This window comes from Sphingorhabdus sp. M41 (assembly GCF_001586275.1).
GTDB lineage: Bacteria > Pseudomonadota > Alphaproteobacteria > Sphingomonadales > Sphingomonadaceae > Parasphingorhabdus.
In genome coordinates, this window is the sequence record NZ_CP014545.1 from 157122 (window position 1) to 177831 (window position 20710).

The 20710-nt window shown below is 56.6% G+C and carries 22 protein-coding genes; 11 read left to right on the forward strand and 11 right to left on the reverse strand.

Going from position 1 to position 20710, the window contains the following annotated elements; genetic code table 11:
- Window positions 1-72: 72 nt before the first annotated feature.
- The 3 genes from AZE99_RS00790 to AZE99_RS00800 are packed head-to-tail and all read left to right on the forward strand — an operon-like array spanning window position 73 to window position 3021.
- A complete protein-coding gene (locus tag AZE99_RS00790; RefSeq protein ID WP_067197083.1) occupies window positions 73-843 on the forward strand; it encodes an SDR family oxidoreductase in 771 nt (256 codons plus the stop codon).
- Window positions 840-2306, forward strand: coding sequence for an aldehyde dehydrogenase family protein (locus AZE99_RS00795; RefSeq protein WP_067197086.1), 1467 nt, complete (start codon window positions 840-842; stop codon window positions 2304-2306). The genes AZE99_RS00790 and AZE99_RS00795 overlap by 4 nt, the downstream gene beginning before the upstream one ends.
- Window position 2307: 1 nt before the next feature.
- Window positions 2308-3021 (forward strand): TetR/AcrR family transcriptional regulator, encoded by a 714-nt coding sequence (locus AZE99_RS00800; protein WP_156472033.1) that lies wholly within the window; start codon window positions 2308-2310, stop codon window positions 3019-3021.
- Between the two features lie 32 nt (window positions 3022-3053).
- On the opposite strand, the gene AZE99_RS00805 is transcribed toward AZE99_RS00800, so the two are convergent.
- From AZE99_RS00805 to AZE99_RS00835, 7 genes are all read right to left on the reverse strand, one after another.
- Complete coding sequence (locus tag AZE99_RS00805; protein WP_067197091.1) at window positions 3054-3854, reverse strand: enoyl-CoA hydratase/isomerase family protein; 801 nt, start codon at window positions 3852-3854, stop codon at window positions 3054-3056.
- A 10-nt stretch (window positions 3855-3864) separates the two neighbouring features.
- Window positions 3865-6072 (reverse strand): acyl-CoA dehydrogenase, encoded by a 2208-nt coding sequence (locus AZE99_RS00810; protein ID WP_067197094.1) that lies wholly within the window; start codon window positions 6070-6072, stop codon window positions 3865-3867.
- A 7-nt stretch (window positions 6073-6079) separates the two neighbouring features.
- A complete protein-coding gene (locus AZE99_RS00815) occupies window positions 6080-6904 on the reverse strand; it encodes a coniferyl-alcohol dehydrogenase (protein ID WP_067197097.1) in 825 nt (274 codons plus the stop codon).
- 149 nt (window positions 6905-7053) lie between these two features.
- Window positions 7054-8301, reverse strand: a complete 1248-nt coding sequence (locus tag AZE99_RS00820) for a cytochrome P450 (RefSeq protein ID WP_067197099.1) — start codon at window positions 8299-8301, stop codon at window positions 7054-7056.
- 19 nt (window positions 8302-8320) lie between these two features.
- Window positions 8321-8647, reverse strand: coding sequence for a 2Fe-2S iron-sulfur cluster-binding protein (locus tag AZE99_RS00825; protein ID WP_067197102.1), 327 nt, complete (start codon window positions 8645-8647; stop codon window positions 8321-8323).
- Window positions 8648-8743: 96 nt separating this feature from the next.
- On the reverse strand, window positions 8744-9745 hold the full coding sequence (locus AZE99_RS00830; RefSeq protein WP_067197105.1) for a zinc-dependent alcohol dehydrogenase: 1002 nt from the start codon (window positions 9743-9745) through the stop codon (window positions 8744-8746).
- Window positions 9746-9767: 22 nt separating this feature from the next.
- A complete protein-coding gene (locus tag AZE99_RS00835) occupies window positions 9768-10559 on the reverse strand; it encodes an SDR family NAD(P)-dependent oxidoreductase (protein ID WP_231862656.1) in 792 nt (263 codons plus the stop codon).
- Between the two features lie 173 nt (window positions 10560-10732).
- On the opposite strand from AZE99_RS00835, the gene AZE99_RS00840 reads away from it, so the two are divergent.
- The 7 genes from AZE99_RS00840 to AZE99_RS00870 are packed head-to-tail and all read left to right on the forward strand — an operon-like array spanning window position 10733 to window position 15573.
- A complete protein-coding gene (locus AZE99_RS00840) occupies window positions 10733-11200 on the forward strand; it encodes a VOC family protein (RefSeq protein WP_067197111.1) in 468 nt (155 codons plus the stop codon).
- Complete coding sequence (locus tag AZE99_RS00845; RefSeq protein ID WP_067197114.1) at window positions 11197-11991, forward strand: SDR family NAD(P)-dependent oxidoreductase; 795 nt, start codon at window positions 11197-11199, stop codon at window positions 11989-11991. Before AZE99_RS00840 ends, AZE99_RS00845 begins: the two co-directional genes overlap by 4 nt.
- A 36-nt stretch (window positions 11992-12027) precedes the next feature.
- The gene (locus tag AZE99_RS00850) at window positions 12028-12828 is read left to right on the forward strand and encodes an SDR family NAD(P)-dependent oxidoreductase (RefSeq protein ID WP_067197116.1); all 801 of its coding nucleotides are present in this window, start codon (window positions 12028-12030) and stop codon (window positions 12826-12828) included.
- Complete coding sequence (locus AZE99_RS00855; protein ID WP_067197119.1) at window positions 12825-13331, forward strand: nuclear transport factor 2 family protein; 507 nt, start codon at window positions 12825-12827, stop codon at window positions 13329-13331. The genes AZE99_RS00850 and AZE99_RS00855 overlap by 4 nt, the downstream gene beginning before the upstream one ends.
- Window positions 13328-14362, forward strand: a complete 1035-nt coding sequence (locus tag AZE99_RS00860) for a zinc-binding dehydrogenase (protein WP_067197121.1) — start codon at window positions 13328-13330, stop codon at window positions 14360-14362. The genes AZE99_RS00855 and AZE99_RS00860 overlap by 4 nt, the downstream gene beginning before the upstream one ends.
- Window positions 14363-14372: 10 nt before the next feature.
- Complete coding sequence (locus tag AZE99_RS00865; protein ID WP_067203135.1) at window positions 14373-15194, forward strand: sugar phosphate isomerase/epimerase family protein; 822 nt, start codon at window positions 14373-14375, stop codon at window positions 15192-15194.
- A gap of 1 nt (window position 15195) precedes the next feature.
- Window positions 15196-15573 carry a VOC family protein gene (locus tag AZE99_RS00870; RefSeq protein ID WP_067197123.1) on the forward strand — a complete coding sequence of 126 codons (378 nt, stop codon included), beginning with the start codon at window positions 15196-15198 and terminating at the stop codon, window positions 15571-15573.
- 21 nt (window positions 15574-15594) lie between these two features.
- Here the strand turns inward: AZE99_RS00870 and AZE99_RS00875 are convergent, their stop codons facing one another.
- From AZE99_RS00875 to AZE99_RS00890, 4 genes are all read right to left on the reverse strand, one after another.
- A complete protein-coding gene (locus AZE99_RS00875) occupies window positions 15595-16401 on the reverse strand; it encodes an SDR family NAD(P)-dependent oxidoreductase (protein ID WP_067197126.1) in 807 nt (268 codons plus the stop codon).
- Window positions 16402-16403: 2 nt separating this feature from the next.
- Window positions 16404-16742, reverse strand: coding sequence for a hypothetical protein (locus AZE99_RS00880; RefSeq protein ID WP_067197128.1), 339 nt, complete (start codon window positions 16740-16742; stop codon window positions 16404-16406).
- Window positions 16739-17929 carry an aromatic ring-hydroxylating oxygenase subunit alpha gene (locus tag AZE99_RS00885; protein ID WP_067197131.1) on the reverse strand — a complete coding sequence of 397 codons (1191 nt, stop codon included), beginning with the start codon at window positions 17927-17929 and terminating at the stop codon, window positions 16739-16741. Before AZE99_RS00885 ends, AZE99_RS00880 begins: the two co-directional genes overlap by 4 nt.
- 97 nt (window positions 17930-18026) lie before the next feature.
- Window positions 18027-18833 carry a helix-turn-helix domain-containing protein gene (locus tag AZE99_RS00890; protein WP_067197133.1) on the reverse strand — a complete coding sequence of 269 codons (807 nt, stop codon included), beginning with the start codon at window positions 18831-18833 and terminating at the stop codon, window positions 18027-18029.
- 211 nt (window positions 18834-19044) lie between these two features.
- On the opposite strand from AZE99_RS00890, the gene AZE99_RS00895 reads away from it, so the two are divergent.
- Complete coding sequence (locus AZE99_RS00895) at window positions 19045-20706, forward strand: MFS transporter (protein WP_067203136.1); 1662 nt, start codon at window positions 19045-19047, stop codon at window positions 20704-20706.
- The last annotated feature ends 4 nt before the right edge of the window (window positions 20707-20710 follow it).

Here is a 20710-nt window from a genome sequence, read left to right on the forward strand (position 1 = left end):
GCTGCGATGAAAGCGGGTCGCTACTGGTCTGAATAAGGAATTTCGCGATAGGCTTTGTGAAAGAGGTGAAAAATGTCCAAAACAATTATCATTACCGGTGCGGGCGAGGGTCTCGGCCGCACATTGGCCCAGCGTTTCGCGGCAGATGGCGACCGTGTCGTGCTGCTCGGGCGCACATTTGAAAAAGTTGCGAAAGTTGCCGATGAACTGGGCGGCGAACATTTCGCCCTGTCCTGCGATGTTGGAAATCCTGCCTCGGTCCGCGACACTTTCGCCAACATTGCCAAAAAATGCGAAAAAATCGACGTTCTGATAAACAGCGCCGCATCCTACGAACCCTTCACTCTCGCCGAGGCAACGGACGAAAAGGTGGTAGCGATGGTGAACACCAATCTGACCGGCCCCGTATTATGTTCGCGCGAAGCCCTGCCGCTTTTCCGGAACAGCGGCAAAATCATCAACGTCAGCAGCGAGAGTGTTGCTCTCAAATTTGCCATGCAGTGGCTTTATACTGCGACCAAGGCGGGTCTCGAAGCCATGTCCAGCATGCTCGACCGGGAGCTGGCCCCCGATGGCATCAGGGTCTCTTCGGTTCGCTGTGGCCAGATGTATGACGAAAGCAAGACCGGTTCGAACTGGCCGATCGACCTGACGATGCGTTTTGTCGAAGAAAATGTGAAAGTCGGCATCGATGTCCGCACCCGGCCCTTGTCGCATTACAAATCCGTCGCCGATATTTTCAGGCATGTCGTCGATACACCGCATGACATGCATGTCGGCCATGTCGAGATCACGGGCGATCGCCCCTATGTTCCCGTTCAAGAGAAGAAAGATTCAGAATGACCATGCTCCCCGAAGCCAAGCTATATGTCGATGGAACCTTGCGCGAGGCCGCCGCTGGCAGGACATTCGACATTATCGGACCGTGGACGGGAGAAGTCGTGGGCAAGGCAGCAGATGCCTCCGCTGCCGATGTCGACGAAGCAATCGCGGCTGCCCGCCGGGCATTTGATGAAAGCGATTGGGCAACCAATGTCGAATTGAGGGTCGGTCTGGTCAAAAAATTGCGGGACCTGTTCGAGGAGAACAAGGATCGCCTGAATGAGCTCGCCAGAATAGAAGCGGGTGCTGCACTTGGAGCAGTGGGCCGGGCGCATGTCGACATGGCGCTGGACGGCTGGGACGACTATCTGCGTGTATTTCCCGAAGTCGAATGGGAAACCGACTATGGCACACGTGAAGGCTATGGTTTTACCAGCCATCGCCGGGCATTTCATGAACCAGTGGGCGTGGTTGGCGCAATCTCTCCCTGGAACGTGCCGCTGTACGTGAATGTCGGGAAGGTCATTGCAGCGTTGCTGGCTGGCTGCACTGTTATCCTGAAACCTGCTCCCAACACGCCGGGCATGGGCGCGATTTTCGGTGAACTGGCGGATAAGGCCGGTTTTCCCGCGGGCGTAATAAATGTCGTGTTTGGCAGCGATCCTGCCGAGGCCGGAGAGATGCTGGTTACCGATCCGCGCGTGGATCTGATCAGCTTCACCGGATCGACGGGCGTCGGAAAGCGCATCATGGAGAAAGGGGCGCAGACCCTGAAGCGTGTGTTCCTCGAACTGGGAGGAAAATCAGCGAAGATCATCCTCGACGATGCGCCGAATTTCGCCATGGAAGTCGCGCAGACCATGCTGGTATTTCATGCCGGGCAGGGCTGTGCCGTGCAATCTCGTCTGCTGGTTCCCGTTAGCCGATACGAGGAAACTAAGGCGATTCTGGCACAAGCCTATGCCGGTTTTGGTGACAATTGGGGCGACTTCGACAACCCGCAGCAGATCATGGGACCGGTGATATCGCAGCGCCAAATGGATCGCGTGCTATCCTATATCAAACTCGGGCAGGAAGAAGGTGCTACGTTGCTCGCTGGTGGTAATGCGCGTCCCGACAAGGGAACCGGCTATTTCATCGAACCAACCGTTTTCGTCGATGTGACCAATGACATGCGGATTGCGCAGGAAGAAATTTTCGGACCGGTTCTGGTCGTCATCCCGTTCGATGATGATGATGCTGCCGTGCGTATTGCGAACGATAGCGAATATGGGCTATCGGGTGGTGTGTCTTCGGGTGACTTCGAGCGGGCCATGTCCGTTGCGCGGCGGATCAGAACGGGTTCGATCAGCGTGAATGGCGGCATGTGTATAGCCGGGGATATCCCGTTCGGCGGCTATAAGGCCAGCGGTGTCGGCCGGGAATGGGGCCGCGAAGGGATCGAGGAGCATCTCGAAACCAAATTGATTGCATGGAAAGAGTGATTTGCACAGTTCATCGGATTTACGTATTTCGGCAGAAAATAACGAGCGACCAGCTAGCGAACGGGTCGTGCGCAATCTGAATGGACAAAAATTAGGGCGCAAGGGCATCATTACCCGACAAAGAATTCTGACGGCTGCCAGCAAATTGATTGTCGAGACAGACGACCTCCAGATTTCCCTCGGTGCCATTGCAGCCGAAGCAGACCTGGGCATGACCTCGGTCTATAATTATTTCAGCGACCTCACAGACGTTATCCTCGGGGTGCTTGAACATATAATGGTCGACGCTGAGGAGGCCTATCTGGCTCATTTGCGCATCCGCTGGGAAGATGAAAATCTCGCCGAAGAGTGCAGCAAGTTCATCAATGCCTTTTTTATCTTCTGGACCCGAAATGCGAATGTATTTCACATACGCAATAATTTTGCGGACAAGCGGGACCGGAAGATGATCGCTCACCGTGCTTCCGTTGCCCAGGAAATCCTCGGCCTGATCATTGCGCAAATGGCGAAGAAATCCGAAAGTTCCGAATATCCACATAATTCAATGGCATCTGCGGTTTATATGGGCATTGAGCGTGCGGTATCGGTGCTGAACAACAAGCTTTTGATGAACGACCTTCCGACTGCATATCGCCCCGACAAAACCGGGCTATTGGCCGCCGAAGCCCGATTGTTTGAATTTGGAATTCGCAGTGAACGCGGTGTTCAATGGTGATGCTGGCCAGCTGTCACTAAAGTCCTGCAGGACTATTTGCCCTCGCTACCGATCTTCTTGATATAATCATCAATGCGTTGCCGGTAGGCCGGATTTAACATCAACGCGCTATTTGCCATCCGTTCGACCTGCCTTCCCTGGTCACGGCCGAGGTCCGCGGCCAGTTCGATGGCTATTTTGGCTGCGCCCATTTGCTCGGGATCGCTCTTGGTCAGATGGTGGCAGAATTCCAGCGCCGCTGCGTCAAAATCCTGGTCAGGCAGGACATCGTGAACCAGTCCCATGATCAAGGCGCGATCCGCATCGACCTTCTGGTTACCCATGATCAGCCAGCGCGCCCAGTGGGAACCGCAAATGCGAGTCAGGCGGCTCACACCATTTGATGCGGGCAGCACGCCGAACAGACCCTCGGGAAACGAAAATTTTGCAGCTTTTGCCGCAAGCCTGAAGTCGCAGGACAGTGCCAGTTCAAGCCCGCCGCCGACGCAGGTCGCATGGACCGCGCATACAATCGGTTTCTCGATATGCTCCATCTCGTCATAGATTCGGTGCATGCCATGCAGGCCAATGCGATGATTCTCACGAATTTCGGTTGCGGTTTCGGGGCGTTTGCGCCCTGATCCACCCTTCATATCCGCACCTGCACTGAAAAAGCGGCCATTGGCCCTGACGAGCATGACGCGAAGTCCGGGGTCATCACGAAATCGTAGCAGCGCTTCGTCGAAAAGCTGCATGGTCTCGCCTGAAAGAGCATTGAGCTTTTCGGGGCGATTGAGCGACACGATCAGGATGGAGTCGCGTACTTCCGTCAGCAGATGTGGTTCTTCCGTCATATCGATATCCTTACGCGCGTGTTCGGGGCAGGCCAAGCGCTCGTTCCGCAATCATCGAACGGTGAACTTCACTGGTGCCACCATAAATGCGTGTCCCGTGCGCATGGCGATAGGACTGGTTGAGCAGCGCGGCGGCACCCTCGCGCTTGGTCAGCGAAAGCGGCGCAGTCAGGCTGAGCAGATCGCGGGCATCTTCCAGAAAACATTCGGAAGAGAACATTTTTGCCATCGGGCCGAAGCCGGGATTGGGCTTCTTCTCCGCACCCGCCCAAGTAGCACGATGTTCGAGCAGCAGTGCAGCTGCTGCATTGGCGCGCGCGCGTATCAGGCGCCGCCGGGCATCATTGCTATCAATCAACTTGCCGCCTTCGGGTGCGTCGATCTCCTGGCAGAGTTCTTCGGCGGCTTCGATCGTCGCGAACATCGGATTGGCAAAGCTGCCGCCATGTTCGAGTTCAAGCGCGAGCGACATGGTGCGTACTCCACCATCAACCTCGCCAAGCCGCCAACTGTCCGGGATTTTCACATTGTCGTAAAAGGTAATGTTGGTCCGTTCGTCCTGAAAGGTGTGTACAGGCTGAATCGTTACACCTGGTGCCTTCAAGGGCACGATGAACATCGTCAGGCCTTTATGCTTGGCAACTTCCGTGTTGGTGCGCGTAAGCATCAACACATAGTCTGAAAGATTGGCACCGCTGGTGAACATCTTCGTGCCATCGATCCGCCATCCGTTTCCGTCCGGTACGGCACGGGTCTGGGCAGCAAAAACATCCGATCCCGCGCCGGGTTCGGAATAGCCAAGACTGGCGATGGATTCACCGGACGTAATCTTCGACAGCACTTCCTGTTTCAATTCATCCGATCCCGCTCGCGAAATCATCAGCCCGACCATTTCCGCTACGCCGGCGGCAGGATTATTATAGCCATGCTTGTCGAATGTGCGTCTGGCAGCAGCCTTGGCATAAGGGCCGATACCGCGCCCGCCAAGTTCAGGGCTGGAGAGGAAGTGCAGTCGTGCCTCGATCAGTTTCTTGTGCAGCTCGGGCACAAAGCCTTCCCAGCTGTAGTGGAATTTTTTCCGCATCTCGGGCGTGACATTTGCCTCCATGAAGGCATCGATTTCTGCCATCATTGCACGGGCTTCTTCGCCGATATCGAATTCGATGGGCAGGTCACCGACATCCGGTAGCGATATTTTCTCCTCGCCATAATGCCGTCTTCCGGCTTCGGTGAGCCACTGCTCCGGATCTCCTGCGATCAATGGCCAGGAACGAGCGCGCTGCACATAGAGATAGATGTCATATTCGGTCGTGAGACCATAGCCACCAAAAGTATGCAGCGCCTGGCTTGTTGCTTCGCCGGCGGCGCGCGCGGCCCACCATGCCGCCACTGAAATCTGTGCGGCTGCGTCCTGATCCCCATCCGCTATGGCGCGCATGGCTTTCCATGCAAGCAATTTGCCGGAGTCAACGAGGCACAGGCAATCGGCGAGCGGATGGCTGATCCCCTGGAATTTTCCGATTTCCTGACCGAATTGTTTGCGCTCGCACGCATATTCCGAGGCAGTTTTAAGGGCCTGTCTGCCGAGACCGGCCAAAGCCACCGACACAAGAATTTTCCATTCCTCGACCGTTGCTTCGAACAAGGCCGTGGCTTCCGATCCGGATGCCAGTACGGTCGCCTCGACGAGACCGAAATCCATTTCTGCCAGTCCGTCTGAGGAAAGGCTCGGTTCGGTGGTGCGTTCGTGTTGCGACAGGTCGAACAACAGCACCTGATCACCCTTGCGTGCGACGACGATATCCGCTTCGGCTCCGCCGGCAACAAATTGTTGCGGCTTGTCGAGGATATCATGCAGTGCCAGCGAGGCGACTTTTTCGCCGCCGACCACAGCGCCCAGATGCCCGGCAAAGGCATCGCTTCCGAGTATCGCCAGCAGACGTGCTGCCAGCACCGTTTCCGCAATCGGCCCGAACGGCAGCTTGCGGCCTACTTCTTCCATCAACACCGCGGCGTCGAAGGTCCCGAGCCCCAGACCATCATTCTCTTCCGGCACTCGCAGAAGAAAGGCTCCGAGTTCAGCCAAGCCACTCCAGACCTGACGATCCAGCCCTTCTTTTTCGGCCTTGCGAAGACGTTCCGGTGTGCAAGTGTCGTCAAAAAAACGCGCGAAGCTCTCGCGCATCATTTCCTGTTCTTCGGTGAGGTCGAAATTCATTACTGGCTTACTCCGGTTTGGCGTTTGCCATCATTTTGCTGAGATCGACTTGGCCGGTGGCCAGGCCACCCATGAAACCGCCGTCAACAGGGAATACGACGCCGTTCACAACCGAAGCCAGGTCGCTGTTCAGCAAGACGATGCCGCCAGCCTGCTCTTCCGCAGTAGTGTAACGACCGAGCGGTTCGGCCGCAGCGTCGATCACGTCCTTGCCGGAGGTTTCCAGGAAACTTGCCATCATCGGCGTCTGGGTGGGCGAAGGCAGCGTGCAGTTGATGCGAATGCCCTTCTTTATCAGCTGTGCTCCCATGAACTGGGTCCAGACGATGACATTCTCCTTGGAGAAAGAATAGCCTTCCGCCACGGTTTCCATATTGGCTTCGCACCATGCCACAGCCGCGTCCCATCCATCAGTGGTCACAAGCTCCATGTTGGTCGGGATTCGTCTGCTCCAGCCCAATCCCCCGACAGAGGCGATATTGGCGATCGCTCCGCCCTTGCCCATGAGAGGCAATACCTGCTGTGTCAGATGCCGCAGGCCGATGAAGTTGACTTTCATCACGTCCATTGGCGGCAATCCGTTCGGCAACCCTGCGCAGTTGAACAGCGCATCGATCTTGCCGCCAAGCGCCGCCACGGCGGCCTCAATCGAAGCGGGATCGCGCAGGTCAACATTGGTGAAGGATGCCAGTGGCAGATCGGAATCCTTGAAATCCATCCCGTGAACTTCGGCACCAAGGTCCAGCAGCAATTTTGCAGTGGCTGCACCCATCCCCGAATAGCAACCGCTTACAATGACGCGTTTGCCAGAATAGCCTAAAATGTCGGACATAGTTTCTCTCTCATGTTTCGGGCGACGGAGCCCAGTCTGGTTCGTGAATGTTCGCAGTGAAGCAGAGGCCGATCAATGGGCCGCTCCGCAAATCGCTACCGCGATACGCGGTCATGATTCACGGCTTTTCAAAAGCTGAGATGAAAGGATCACCAGACCAGCGGCAAATGATGTGGCCCGATAACTCCCCCTGGACGATAGACGATCTCTGTTCCCGGTTTGAGTTTGAACTCCGGGATTCGCTTGAGCCACTCCTGCAACGCGATTTTTATCTCCAGCCGCGCCAGATGCGCACCCATGCAACTGTGTACGCCGACGGTGAAGGCCAGGATGATCTTCTTGGGGCGGGTAAAATCAACTTCGGTAGGATTGGGGAATACATCCGGATCGTAATTGCAGGCTGGCAGGATGCTGGTGACCTTGTCGCCTTTCTTCATCTGCACGCCCCGCATTTCGATATCCTTCGCTACGGTGCGGCCGGAAAATGTCACCGAGAAAACCCTCAGCAATTCTTCCACCTGCGCATTGATATTGTCCGGATTGTCGATGATTTCCTGTACTCGCTCAGGGTTGCGGGCAAGCCACAGCCAGATATTGTTGAGCGTCGCGAAGACCGTGTCGAGACCCGCAATGAACAGAAATATGACGAAACCGAATTTTTCTTTTTCCGAGATCGGACGACCGTCGAACTCGGCCTGGACAATCCGGCTGATCAGACCCTTGTCGGGATTTGCTTCCTTCTCCGCAATCGCGCCTTTGAGATAGTCGCTGATCTTGACCATGGTCTGGCCCATGATTTCGCGGTCGTTCGAATGCAACAGAGCGATCGCCCATTCGACGAAATCGTCACACATATCGCGCGGCAGTCCCATTAGGTCCAGAAATACGAGTACCGGCAACGGGCGACCAAAGGCCTCGTCAAATTCGCAGCCTCCCTTGTCGATGACGTCGTCGATCAACTCGTTGGCGAGTGCACGGATACTGTCTTCCAGTTCGAGAACACCCTTGGGTGACACCAGCGGGTCGACAATATTGCGATATTTGCGGTGATCAGGTGGATCGATCTCGATCGGGATAAAGTTGAAATAATCTTCGGGATCACGAGGGAAGGGCGTCGCATCCTCGGTTGAAAAATATTCCGCGTGGCGAAGGGCGAAGAGCGCGTCTTCATGCTTGGTCATTACCCAGGCATTGCCAAAAGGTCCGACGTCATAGAAAATCGGCGGAAATTTCTCATGCATCGCCGGGAAGAACTTATAGGGATCGGCAAGAAACTCCGGACCGTATATGATGCCTGCGGAGCGAACGAGCTCTGGCGGAACATGGTCCGGAATATCGTCGGGTCCAACGCGGCGGGTGACTTTTGGCGGTACCGGATTGGCGGGATCGATCTTCATGAGTTTGTCTCCTGAACGTTCAATATTGTTCTTCGGGAAGGTGCACGACCAACCCGTCAAGTTCTGCGGATATTTCGATCTGGCAAGAGAGACGGCTGGTATCGCGAATCTCCGCGGCCGCCATCTCCAGCATGTCTATCTCATCCTGTGACGTGGGCGTGCCGACTTGTGCTGCCCATGCTGCATCGACGTAGCAATGGCAGGTAGCGCAAGCGAGACCGCCTCCGCATTCGGCCACGATGCCATCTACATCATTGTCCAGCGCCCCGCGCATCACGGTTTCGCCAACTGCGACATCAAGCGTCCGGCTTTCGCCATCGCTGGAAATATAGGTTACTTTCGGCATTATGCTCCTTTCGGCCTTCGAGAAGAATTCGTACAACAATCGCTGGCGATTTGCCCGAGGGCTTCCATCATCTTTGCGAATGTCACGGGTTGTACATCATTCGAACTCGATCATGACCTTTGCTGATTGCGGGGTTGCTGCAATGCTCAGTCCTTCGATTATCTGCTCGAAAGGCAGTCTGTGGCTGATCAGAGTGGCAATTGTATCTTTCAGCCGCGGCATTGCTGCGACCACTTCCGGAAATTCATCGGGATAGCCAACAGCGGTGGTGATTGTCATTTCGCTGGTCAGCATTGCTCCGGCCGGCAATTCAATCGGTTTCAGATAGGCAGCCGTGATCACATGGCGCGCATGTTTTTTTGCCATAGCGACAACATCGGCCAGAATCGAAGGAGCGCCGGCGGCATCAATGAAGGCATCCGTGTTGGCGCGCTCCCGGTTGAAATAATGGTGTGAACCATGGATCTCCTTGATCCGGGCCTGCACATCTTCTTTTGCCGGGTTGATGATATGCGCGCCGAGCGCGCGGGCGCGCTCAAGCCGCTCTTCCGACAGGTCGAGTGCGATCACGTCCCGGCACCCGCGATCAATTGCCCACATGACCATACCGAGCCCGATTGGTCCGCAGCCAAAGATGGCGACCTGATCGCCGGCTTTGGCTTCCGCCCGATTGATACCATGCAGCGCGACCGCGAGCGGTTCGCACATCGCGGCAATGTCATAGGGAATGCCTTCGGGAATCGGCAGGACGCTGTCGTTCAAGCGGGCCTCCCGCACCAGAAGTTCCTCGGTAAACGCGCCCTCTGGCCCGCCGCTGCCGATGAAGCCGGGCGTGTTCATGGGATTAACGATGACTCGCTGGCCGATCGCCAGGCCTTCAACCTGATCGCCGACCATCATCACCTCGCCCGAACCTTCGTGGCCAAGCGGTGTCGGCTTGCCCGGTCCGGGTATGCCGCCATTCTTGATATAGGAGAGGTCGCTGCCGCAAATTCCGCAGGCTTTCATCTTGACCACGACATCCTTCGGACCCGCTTCGGGGCGCGTGTAGGGATCAAGGCTTACCTTGTCGACATCGTGGATATTGAGTAGTTTCATTTCTCGGTTCCTTGTCCGGTCTTCAGCCGCTTACCATATCGCCGCCATCAATGGTGATGGTCTGGCCGGTCAGGAAGGATGAGGCGTCCGAGCAAAGAAAGGCGCCAACGCCTTCGAAGTCATCCGGATAGCCGACTCGCCGCAACGGTAATTTGGGACCGAACATATCGGCCATCGCCTTCTCGTTCGCTTCTCCACCCATCATCGGTGTCATGATCAATCCCGGTGCGACGACATTGGCGCGGATACCGAATTGTCCGAATTCGACTGCCATGCACCGGGTCAGGGCAGCCACGCCGGCTTTCGCTGCGGCGTAATTTTGCTTGCCCGGCATGCCCCGGAACAGAGCGAGGCTGCCGCAGGCCACCAAGCTTCCTCCGGGCTCGCCGGCCTCGGCGCGGGCAACCATATGCCGTGCTCCCTCGCGCAGGGTAAGAAATGCGCCATGAAGGGCAACATCGAGAAACTTGTGCCATGCGTCGGTGGGCATGTCGAAAACCGAATTGAAGCCGGGTGCTCCTCCCGAATTGGCGAACACGCAGTCGAGCCGTCCGAAATCGGTCATCAGCTTGTCATAGCCATCAATGATCTGCTCTTCCGAAGACACGTCTACCTGGTAGGTCTCAACCCGGGCGGCTCCGGCTTCGAGCAGCTCCTGTTTGGCCGCGGCGTTTTTTTCCTCGTTGCGCGCCCATATCGCAATTGCACCACCCATTTTCGCGATGCCTTTGGCGAAACCGAGGCCGATGCCGCCATTGCCGCCAGTCACAAGAGTGACCTTTCCTGAACAATCAAACAGTTCGTTTGCCATCATTCGCTCCTTTTTCTTTCATCCGTTCATGGCGCAATCCCCCCGGAGTGACCAGTGTCTGGAGCATCGCGTTAGCGATAAGTCGTCCGGTGATAGACCGATGCGCGACAGGGAAGGATGGGAAATGCTAGCTCTGCATCACTGATCCACCAACCAGTGAGAGAGGAAGAAATTGCATGGCCATCGGGCAACATTATCAGAACGCCTATGTGACGCGGGACGTAGACAAGGCTGTTCAAGGGTTTCGTAAATGGGCGGACACGCGGCTGATTCTGGAAACAGAAGTCGAAGTGAAGCTCTGGACGCCGGAAGGCGAGGGCAGCGGAGTCCAGAAACTGGCTTTCGTCTGGGTCGAGGATCTGAACTACGAACTGATCGAGCCCAAAAGTGGCGATGTGCTGAAGATCTACAAGGAAGCACTGCCCGAAGGCGATGGGCTCGCTTTCCATCACGTTTGCCACCGGGTCGATGACTGGGATGAAACCATCGCACATATCGAGAAGAATCCGTTCCCCGTGGTGCTGAAGGGGGGGACGCCCGACATGTTGCAATTCTGCTATGTCGATACGCGCGAGTGGCTGGGCCACTTCACCGAATATATCTGGGCAAATCCGGAACGCTGGCAGCAGTTGGGCGGACGATGATAAGCAAGGAGATGCACGGGCCTTGGGTCCTAATCGTTGGCGGTTCGGAAGGACTGGGAGAATCTTTCGCCGACCGCTTCGCTGCCGCCGGTATCCACCTCGTATTGCTTGCGCGAAATGTGGAAAAGATGGAAGCACTGGCGGTACGAATCCGGGGGCAATATCCTGTGGACGTGCGGATTTGCGCTGCCGACCTGACCGCGCCGGATATGCTCGACACGGTTATTAAAGCGACTGACGGACTGGAAATAGGAAGCCTGCTCTACATTGCCGGTGCGGGCGGCAAACCCTACACCCTGATCGACCAGCCATGGGATGAGGCGCTCTCGACGATCCAGCTCAACGTTGTAGGCCAGACCGCATTGGCGCGTCATTTCGGCAAGGCCATGGCCGACCGGCAACGTGGCGCGATCATGCTGGTTGGTTCGCTCGGTTGCGTGGCCGGCTCAAAGCGGCTGGCGGTCTATACCGCTGCCAAGGCCTATACGCAGATATTGGCCGAAGGGCTGTGGGCAGAACTGACTCCGCTGGGCGTGGATGTTGCGGCTTTGCTGATCGGACGTACCCGCACACCCGCGTTGGAACGTTCCGAAGTTGGCAATGATGGCGAGATGGCGGTTGCCGAGACCGATGACGTGGCCGACTTTGCGATCGAAAATCTTCAGAATGGCCCGGTCATCGTGCCGCCTGAACTACAGCAGGCCTTTGACGGCTTGCGCTCGATGCCGCGTCGAAAGGCAGTCGAAATCATGACCCGTTCGCTCGAGCCACAAACGACCAACGAAAAGTGACTTTGGCCGCGCATCGCTGGATATCCGGGAAATAGAATGATTGATCCTCAACGTCATGGACCTTGGGCAGTTATCGCCGGTGCTTCCGAAGGCACCGGAAAGGCTTTCGCCAAGGCATTGGCCCGTGCGGGCATCGGTTCGATCCTGATTGCCCGGCGGGAAAAGCCACTGTCTGACCTTGCTGCCGAGATCGCAGATGAGACCGGCATTGAATGCATCTGCGCAGCGATCGATCTCTATGCGCCGGACACTGCCGATCATATTATCAAGACCGCCGGCGATCGCGAAATCGGCCTGTTCATCGTCAATGCGGGCGGGGATCCCGAAGGGAAGAATTTTCTCGATCTTCCGGTCGAGAACTGGATTGACCAAGTCAACCGCGGGGTGCTGGCACCGCTGCAATGCTGCCAGCATTTCGGCACGCAAATGACGGCCCGCGGAAAAGGCGGCATTATACTCGTAGGGTCCGGCGCCTGCTGGGGCGGTGCTGCAAACATGGCCGCCTATTCGGGGATAAAGTCCTTCATGCTGAATTTTGCCGAAGGCCTTTGGGCCGAATTGCAGCCGAAGGGAGTGGACGTGCTTTACGCCGCTCTGGGCACGACTGATACACCGGAACTTCGCCGCTTCATGGCAGCAAAAAATCTTCCGTTGCCTGACGATCTTGCTGATCCGGAAGCGGTCGCTGTCCGGCTATTCGACGAAATCGGCAATGGCCCCGTTCTCATATGGGGACAGGCTGATGATGAAGCGGGCCGTTTGCCGATGTCGGCAGCCGGGAGGCGCACGAGAACATTGGCGATTGGTCAGGCAACCAAGAGGATTTTCGGGAAATGAATGACGAGGGACTGGGGGCATTGCTGGCCAGGGAAGAAATAGGCCAGCAGATTTACAACTATTGTCGCGCCGTCGATCGGCTCGATGCCGCGCTTGGCTATGCTGTCTGGCATGAGGATGGTACGGCTGACTACGGAGAAGCTGTCTATCAAGGCACTGGTCACGGCTTCATTGATTTCGTCATCGCCGCTCATGGTCAGATGCTCGCCCATTCCCACCAGGTTACCAATGTCATCATCGAACTGGATGGTGATATGGCGGCGAGCGAGGCTTATCATTTCGCCAATCTGCGGATGGAACGCGACGGGCAACTTATCGAAATGCGCGTGTGCGGCCGCTATCTCGATCGCTGGTCGCGGCGGGATGGCCGCTGGGCGATCGATCACCGGCTCACCATAAGGGATTTTGATTCCGCCGGGCCAGTCATGGCAATGAGCCAATCCACCTTGGGTTCGCGCGATTTGAGCGATCCTTCCTATGAATTTCTGGAGCAAAATAGATGAAAGCTGCTTTCATACAGAATGGCGCTGTCGAGGTAGGCACGCTCGATGACCCGATCCCCGGCAAAGGCCACGCCCTGGTCCGTACGCATCGTTGCGGCCTTTGTGCGTCAGAAGCCCATTTTCTGCATGCCGGTCAGAATGTGATCGATCTTTCACAGAAGTTTGGCGGACCATATTCAGCATTGGATCCGCTAGTGCCGTTTGTCCCCGGCCACGAATATGTCGGCGAAGTCGTGGATTATGGGCCGGGTAGCAAGCGCACGGTTAAGCCCGGACGGCGGGTAACCTCGCTGCCGATCATGCGCCAGTCGGGATCGCATTCCGTAATCGGATTCAACAATGCCTGCCCCGGCGGCTTCGGCGAATATATGCTGCTCGACGAGGATATGCTCAGCGAAATACCGGACGGGCTGGACGATAATCTCGCAGCGATGACCGAACCGCTTGCTGTCGGTCTTGAACATGCGCGGCGCGGTTTGCCGACAAAGGAAGATTGTGCGCTGGTAATCGGCTGCGGGGCTATTGGTCTTGGCGTGATTGCCGGCCTTAAACTGGCCGGGATCGCGCCGATCGTCGCCACCGACTATCACGCGGACCGTCGTGCACTTGCTTTGGCCATGGGTGCCGATCTCGCGCTCGATCCGCGTGAAATTTCACCTTATGAACCGTTGGCCGATCTTGGTGGGCGACAGGTCAGTCTCGTTTATGAATGTGTCGGCCTGCCAGGACTGCTGCAGCAGATGATCCAGTCCGTGGCCTTTGGCGCGCGAATCGTTGTCGGCGGTTATTGCATGGAGCCGGAGGAACTGTTCGTCTTTGCCGCCCAGAACAAACGGCTGACGGTTCAGTTTGCCGGTGGCGAGGAACCGCAAGACATGGACCTGGCCTTGCGCTCTATTGCTGACGGCAAAATCGATGTGGCCCCATGGATCGGAGCAACGATCGGGCTGTCCGGGGTGGCCGATGCCCTCGCCAACATGTCCTCTGAGGGCGCGCCAGTCCGCACGATTGTCGATCCGCGCCTGCTTTGAGGCTGCCAGCATGAATCGTCTCGGAATTGAAATGCTCAGCTTCCACGGGCTTCCGATACTCGAACAGGTTGGTCTTGCCGCTCGGCTGGGTTGCGCGCACATCTCCAGCGGCCTGACACAATTGCCGGAGCCGTTTAATCCGTTCGGCTTTCCCGACTGGTCGCTGCGGGATGATCCGCAATTGCGGCGGGAGATGATCGCTGCCCCGCGCGATCACGAAGTCAGCATCTCTCTCGGTGAAGGCTTCGGCATTCGTCCGCAGATCAATGTTGCCCAGCGCGAACGCGACGTGGATATCATGGCCGAACTTGGCGCACGCGGTTTGGGAGCCGTTTGCATGGAGCCGGACAATGTCCGGGCCATAGAGGAATTGGCTTTGCTGACGGAAATGGCCGCAGCGCGCGATATGCTGGTGACACTCGAATTCGGGCCTGGCCTGGCTATCGCCAATTGCGGGCAGGCGCTGGCGGCTTTGCGGGCGGTCGATATGCCCAATTTCAAGCTGCTGATCGACTCGATGCATTTCTTTCGTTCCGGCGGGACAGTGGCGGAAATTGCTGCCGTAGATCCAACGCAGATCGGTTATGTCCAGCTTTGCGATGTACCGTTGATGTCCGCTCTGCCAAGTTACATGGACGAGGCGATGAATGCGCGGCTGGCACCGGGGGCGGGCGAATTGCCGCTAGCGGAATTTGTGGCCGTGCTGCCGCATGATATCCCGTTTGGCCTGGAAATACCGAATATCGCATTGGCCGGCGCTGTTCCAGATCCGGCAGAGCGGCTGCAGCCAGCCGTTGTTGCTGCCAGAAACCTTTTGAAAATAGGAGAATAAGATGATTGCAGGCGGACGTTTCGGGACGAATGATCTGGAAAGAGCAAAGCCATTTTATGATGCAATTGCTGAGTTAACAGGGGCAAAACTGGTGATGGAACGCCCCGATTTGCTGGCCTATCAGGCCGAAGGTAGCTCCATATTCCTGATCGGGCGGCCCTTTGCCGGTGGAGCGTCAGCGGGCAATGGCAATCAGCTTACAATCGAAGCCAAAAGCCGTGAGATGGTCGATGCCGTCCATGCAAAAGCGATCGAACTGGGCGGAGCGGACGAGGGTAGGCCGGGTATCCGCGGCGATGATCCGGACGGATTTTACGGTGCCTATTTCCGTGATCTTGATGGCAATAAATGGGTTATCTATCGTTTCGGGCCTGCTTAGGCGTCTGCCCGGAGAAGAAACCTAAAGCAGGGAGCCGCCGTCGACCGGATAGACTTGCCCGGTGACAAAGCCGGCGTTGTTCGACGCCAGCCAGACAACCAGCGAGGCGACTTCTTCCGGCATCGCCATCGGTCGCCCGACAACGGTTGTTCGGGCTCGCTTCGCGGCATCCTCCGGACTGGTTCCCTTGAACAGCTTAGCGAAAAAGTCACCGCGAAAACGGCTACCGCTGCTGAATGCTTCCGGGTCGCTCGACATGGTGCCATAAGGCGCTACGCAATTGACGCGTATCCCGTGTTGGCCGACCTCTTTCGCAAGAATCTTGGTAAAGCCGTGCACCGCCGCCTTCATCGCGGAATAAAGCGGCAGCATATAGTCGCCGACAATCCCGGCAGTCGACCCGATATTGACGATCGCCCCGGTCTTCCGTTCAATCATTGCCGGAAGAACGGCATGGGTCATTCGCAATAAAGTCCCGAAATTCAGGTCGATGTCGCCCTGCCAGGTATCCGGGTCGGAATCGGCGAAGAAACCGGCACCGACATTGCCACCAACATTGTTGACGAGAATATCGACCGGGCCGATTTTTTCGGCCTCTACAAGGATTTTTCGAGCTGCGTCTTTTTCCAGCATGTCGACTGCCAGGAATATGATCTTTCCGCCGCCGGAGACTTTTGCCGTTTCGACCAGTCTCGTCCCCGCGTCTTCATCTCTGCCGACAGCCAGCACATTGGCACCTTCCTGGACAAAGGCGAGGGCGATGGAGCGGCCGATATTGGCGGTGGCTCCGGTGACAATCACGGTCTTGCCTGACAGGTCCATGTCCATGATCAGCGGTCCGCCGGCGCACAGATGATTGGCAATCGCATTCTGCTTTGTGCGTGTTTCGCTTCGTCCGGTCCCTGCACTTCCTGAGCTTGGGCGGCATGAGCAAAGCTGAGTGCCAGACTCATAAGATTGGTCTGCTTGGGATCATGCGTGGCAAGCGGTGTCTTGTCGAGAAAATCGAGTGTTTCCTCCAGACGAGGAGCGAAGGCATTGTAGAATTTCTGGCGATCACCGGCTGGTACGGAACCCCGCAACATATCGCGCGCGGACGCATCGGGGACGGCCCAAATCTCAACAAATTCAGACAGTTCCTCAAAGCCTTCAGGCAAGAGCGCGCTCATGTGTCTTTCGCCTCATTGCGATAGGTCTCGACCATTTCTTCCACTATATTGAACAGGTGGCGACAGAGCGCTTCCTGTGTCTGCATGTGAATATGCGTCAACGCGCCGCTGGATAGTCCGCGCTGGCCCGCTTCGATGACATGGACATCCTCGCTGTGAACATCACGCGCCGTGACCATCAATGCCTCGCGGCCAAAACGTTCGCTGGCATTGGCATCGTCATCGACCCAGTAAAGCCGGATTACGCCGCGCGATTTTTCGGCGCTGATCGGGTAGACTATATGGACGAAATTCTGCAGCGGGGTGCCCAGCATGAAGAAGCTGGGGAAAAGGGCAAAATATTTGCGACCATAGGGCGTGTCGAGCAGCCCTTTTTCGGCTGCGTTCGGAACAAGTCGAGCAAAAGCGGTACTCAGGAATGGCGCCGGGTCGGGATTGGGATTGGTCCAGATTGTCTGGGTCCGGTGCGGTCCGATAAAATCGAATTCTTTCGGGTAGCCAAAGGGATTGTCTGGCGCGCAGGCCGACTGGCCGCTGCGCGGATGGATGAAGCGCAGATGATAATTTTCCTGGAAATTGTCATAGGTCAATTTCCAGTTGGCATCGATTTCGTAGCTATATTCACTGAAGGTTGTGGCGCGGGCGACCGGCAAGGTTTCCATCTGCTCTGCAAGCGGCCCTAACCAGTCCCGCAGCGGCGGCGGATCATCGCCGAGATATACGAAGATCAAGCCTGCGCATATATCGATGGCGACTTGTTTGAGGGCACAATCCTCCTTGTCCAGATTAAACTGCTCGAAGTCGGGCGCCGAGACAAGCTCGCCATCGGAACCAAAAGTCCACATATGATAGGGACAGGAAAATCGGCTGCGCTTACCCTGTGCTTCTTCCACCAACTGCGTGCCGCGATGGGTACAGACATTGTGAAAGGCGCGCAGCGTGCCGTCTTTGGAACGGACGATCAGCAACGATGCCCGAAGAACTTCCAGCTCACGTCGGATGAAACTGCCTGAATCGGGCAGTTCGCAAACATGGCCGATACACTGCCAGCTGCGCCGGAATATGGCTTCGCGTTCGAGTTCGAACCATTCGGGATCATAATAAGGCTTGGCCGGGATCGGCCGAGTTCCCAAAAACTTGACGCTATCCCGGGATATCGGAGTGAATTTCAATTGTTCTACATTCACAGAGCGGCTCTCCGTATAGATTTCCATACCCCGTCGCAGCGAATGACAGCGACGGGGATCTGTCTGTCAAATCCTTCACGTGAGATTTGAATGTCTATCAGGCGGCCCTGGCGTGATGAAGCATCTCGGCGTCGGATGTTTCTGGCTGTTCAACGCAAGATGCAACCGCGTCCTGAAGAAGGGCTGTCATGGCTTCGATATCGGTATTTTCACCCGGCTCGTAAACAATTCCGAGCGCCATCGGTCGTGCCATTCCAGGCCCCTTGACCAGCACTGCGCAAACATCGGCGATCGAACCGAAGCCCATCTTCCCATGTACATGTCCGCAATCCCGAGCGCGTTCGACCGTTTCGACCATTTCCGGGAAGCAGAATTGTTTGTCTTCCGAAGCTTCGGCATTGAGCCGGCGGATCATGCCGTCGCGCCGTTGTTTCTCGACTGTAGAGAGTAGCAGCCAGCCAACCGCGCTTTCGGAAAGGCTTTCCTGCATGCCACCATAAATCCCCTTCTCGGTGGATGCCTTCAGGGGCGGTTCGCCATTATGCCAGCAGAAAATTTGTGCCTCCAGACCGACCATGCCGAACACTCCGACGGAAAGACTGGTCTGGGTTGCCAGTTTGTCAACGAGACTGCCGAGGCGTCCATCGCGTACAAAATCCGGCTGGGTTGTCGATCCGAGCATCGCAGCGCGCGGCGTAAGTGTATAGGAACGCGTAGCAAGATCTTTGTAGAGAAGACCCAGATCAACCAGTGTGGAAAGCAGCTCCGAAGTGCTGGATTGCGGCCGGTCATAGCGGCGGACGATATCCATAACCGTCGCGGTCGGATGGTCGAAATCAAAGTAATCCAAAACCTCGATCACGCGTTTTGCAATTTTTGCTTTGTTTGAAACAGCGGCCTGCATGCGATTCTCTCCTACTTCTTATTTTTTAATGAACAACAATGTTGATTATAGCTGTCCGAGAGTCAACAAAAAAATGAACCTGCTTCATTTATGCGTCGCGACAGCGATTTTGAACATCGCCAAAACGATGTCTGGATCATTCAGCGGAAAAGTTGCTGGCCACAGTTCAATTGGAATTGTTCTTTGTCACGACGTCCGCCATTGGAGCTTTATGTTCAGCAGCACCGCAGACCATCGGGTTCACCCTTTTTCTCCCTTGAAGGAGCCGGTGTTTCGTAGAATCTGGTCGGCCAGCGTGTTGGGTAATCTGGGGCAGTTAATTCTCGGCGTCGGTGCCGCGTGGGAAATGACCAGACTGACCTCCTCCGCCGCGATGGTGGCCTTGGTCCAGACTGCAATGATGCTGCCGATAATGCTGGCATCGGTGCCGGCTGGTGCGCTCGCCGATATGTTCGACAGGCGCAAGGTCGCAATGACTGGTCTGGCAATCTCCATTGGGTCTGCATCATTTTTGACGGTGCTGGCGATTCTGGGACTAGCGACGCCATGGGTCCTGTTGGGATTCTGTTTCCTGATCGGAATAGGTGTGGCTGTTTACAGTCCGGCATGGTCTGCCTCGATCAATGAGCAGGTAAGTCCGAAGAACCTGCCCGCCGCAGTGGCGCTCGGCACTATCAGCTATAATGTTGCGCGCAGTTTTGGCCCGGCGCTGGGCGGCGTCATCGTTCTTGCCGTGGGCGCCCAGGCGGCGTTCGGGCTGAATGCCCTGTTATATCTTCCGCTTCTGGTGGCCTTTTTCTTCTGGCGCCGGGAGCAGGCGCCGCCGAGACTGCCCCCTGAGGGAATTGGCAGGGCGATCGTTTCCGGCACGCGTTACGTATTCCATTCACCGATGCTCAAGCGAAGCCTCGTCCGGGTGTTTCTTTTCGGACTGACGGGCGCGACAGCGGCGGCGCTAGCGCCGCTGATTGCGCGAGACTTGCTCGGCGGCGATGCGGCGACATACGGGATCTTGCTGGGGGCAAGTGGTGCCGGGGCCGTATTTGGCGCGCTGTTCGTCAGCTCTTTCCGGGAACGTTTCGGAACCGAGCTTGCCAGTCGATTCCTGATGGTGGTTGGTGGTGCCGGGCTGGTCGTCGCCGGATTAAGTACAAGCCTGTTGGTCACATTCATCGCCATGTTTGTAGCCGGTGCCGCCAATATACTGGTCATAGCGCTGTACAATGTAACGATTCAGCTTGCCGCTCCCCGTTGGGTACTTGCCCGCGCCTTGTCTTTGTTCGCATCGGCAATGACCGGGGGGATCGCTTTCGGTGCGTGGGGTTGGGGAGTATTTGCAAACATATGGTCGGTGGACCTGGCCGTGATAGCATCGGGCTGCTGCATGGCGCTTCTGCCGCTGATTTCCATCTTGTTGCCGCTTGGCCAGGAATCGCCCGAAAATGCTGAAGCCGTTGCCCTTGATTCGCAACCTGAAATCGGCTTGCCGCTTACACTGCGATCCGGCCCGATTGTGATCGAGATAGATTGCCGAGTGGCGCTGGATGATGCGCGCGATTTCTACAATCAAGCGTTAAAATTACGGCCGTTGCGTTTGCGCAATGGCGGTTACGACTGGTCAATCGCGCGTGATATTGCCGACCCTGTCCTGTGGACCGAACGCTATCATTGCCCGACCTGGGCCGATTATCTGCGGATACGCGATCGACAGACCGCAGCAGATCGCGAAGCGCAAAAGATTGTTGACCAATATTTGATCGAGGGGACACAAAAGATTGTCCGCAGACGCCTTGACCGGCCATTTGGTTCGGTTCGCTGGCGTTCTGAATCCCCCGACCCCAAAGGCGGGGATGCCGATTTCCTGACCCCCTGACCCC

Bases quoted from the DNA above. Each gene is read 5' to 3' on its own strand.
- AZE99_RS00830 (WP_067197105.1), bottom strand. From the start codon at position 9,745: ATGAAACTACTCAATATCCACGATGTCGACAAGGTAAGCCTTGATCCC.
- AZE99_RS00870 (WP_067197123.1), top strand. From the start codon at position 15,196: ATGATTGCAGGCGGACGTTTCGGGACGAATGATCTGGAAAGAGCAAAG.
- AZE99_RS00875 (WP_067197126.1), bottom strand. From the start codon at position 16,401: ATGGACATGGACCTGTCAGGCAAGACCGTGATTGTCACCGGAGCCACC.
- AZE99_RS00815 (WP_067197097.1), bottom strand. From the start codon at position 6,904: ATGTCCGACATTTTAGGCTATTCTGGCAAACGCGTCATTGTAAGCGGT.
- AZE99_RS00855 (WP_067197119.1), top strand. From the start codon at position 12,825: ATGAATGACGAGGGACTGGGGGCATTGCTGGCCAGGGAAGAAATAGGC.
- AZE99_RS00880 (WP_067197128.1), bottom strand. From the start codon at position 16,742: ATGAGCGCGCTCTTGCCTGAAGGCTTTGAGGAACTGTCTGAATTTGTT.
- AZE99_RS00790 (WP_067197083.1), top strand. From the start codon at position 73: ATGTCCAAAACAATTATCATTACCGGTGCGGGCGAGGGTCTCGGCCGC.
- AZE99_RS00810 (WP_067197094.1), bottom strand. From the start codon at position 6,072: ATGAATTTCGACCTCACCGAAGAACAGGAAATGATGCGCGAGAGCTTC.
- AZE99_RS00860 (WP_067197121.1), top strand. From the start codon at position 13,328: ATGAAAGCTGCTTTCATACAGAATGGCGCTGTCGAGGTAGGCACGCTC.
- AZE99_RS00805 (WP_067197091.1), bottom strand. From the start codon at position 3,854: ATGACGGAAGAACCACATCTGCTGACGGAAGTACGCGACTCCATCCTG.
- AZE99_RS00850 (WP_067197116.1), top strand. From the start codon at position 12,028: ATGATTGATCCTCAACGTCATGGACCTTGGGCAGTTATCGCCGGTGCT.
- AZE99_RS00820 (WP_067197099.1), bottom strand. From the start codon at position 8,301: ATGAAGATCGATCCCGCCAATCCGGTACCGCCAAAAGTCACCCGCCGC.
- AZE99_RS00845 (WP_067197114.1), top strand. From the start codon at position 11,197: ATGATAAGCAAGGAGATGCACGGGCCTTGGGTCCTAATCGTTGGCGGT.
- AZE99_RS00895 (WP_067203136.1), top strand. From the start codon at position 19,045: ATGTTCAGCAGCACCGCAGACCATCGGGTTCACCCTTTTTCTCCCTTG.
- AZE99_RS00825 (WP_067197102.1), bottom strand. From the start codon at position 8,647: ATGCCGAAAGTAACCTATATTTCCAGCGATGGCGAAAGCCGGACGCTT.
- AZE99_RS00890 (WP_067197133.1), bottom strand. From the start codon at position 18,833: ATGCAGGCCGCTGTTTCAAACAAAGCAAAAATTGCAAAACGCGTGATC.
- AZE99_RS00795 (WP_067197086.1), top strand. From the start codon at position 840: ATGACCATGCTCCCCGAAGCCAAGCTATATGTCGATGGAACCTTGCGC.
- AZE99_RS00840 (WP_067197111.1), top strand. From the start codon at position 10,733: ATGGCCATCGGGCAACATTATCAGAACGCCTATGTGACGCGGGACGTA.
- AZE99_RS00835 (WP_231862656.1), bottom strand. From the start codon at position 10,559: ATGATGGCAAACGAACTGTTTGATTGTTCAGGAAAGGTCACTCTTGTG.
- AZE99_RS00865 (WP_067203135.1), top strand. From the start codon at position 14,373: ATGAATCGTCTCGGAATTGAAATGCTCAGCTTCCACGGGCTTCCGATA.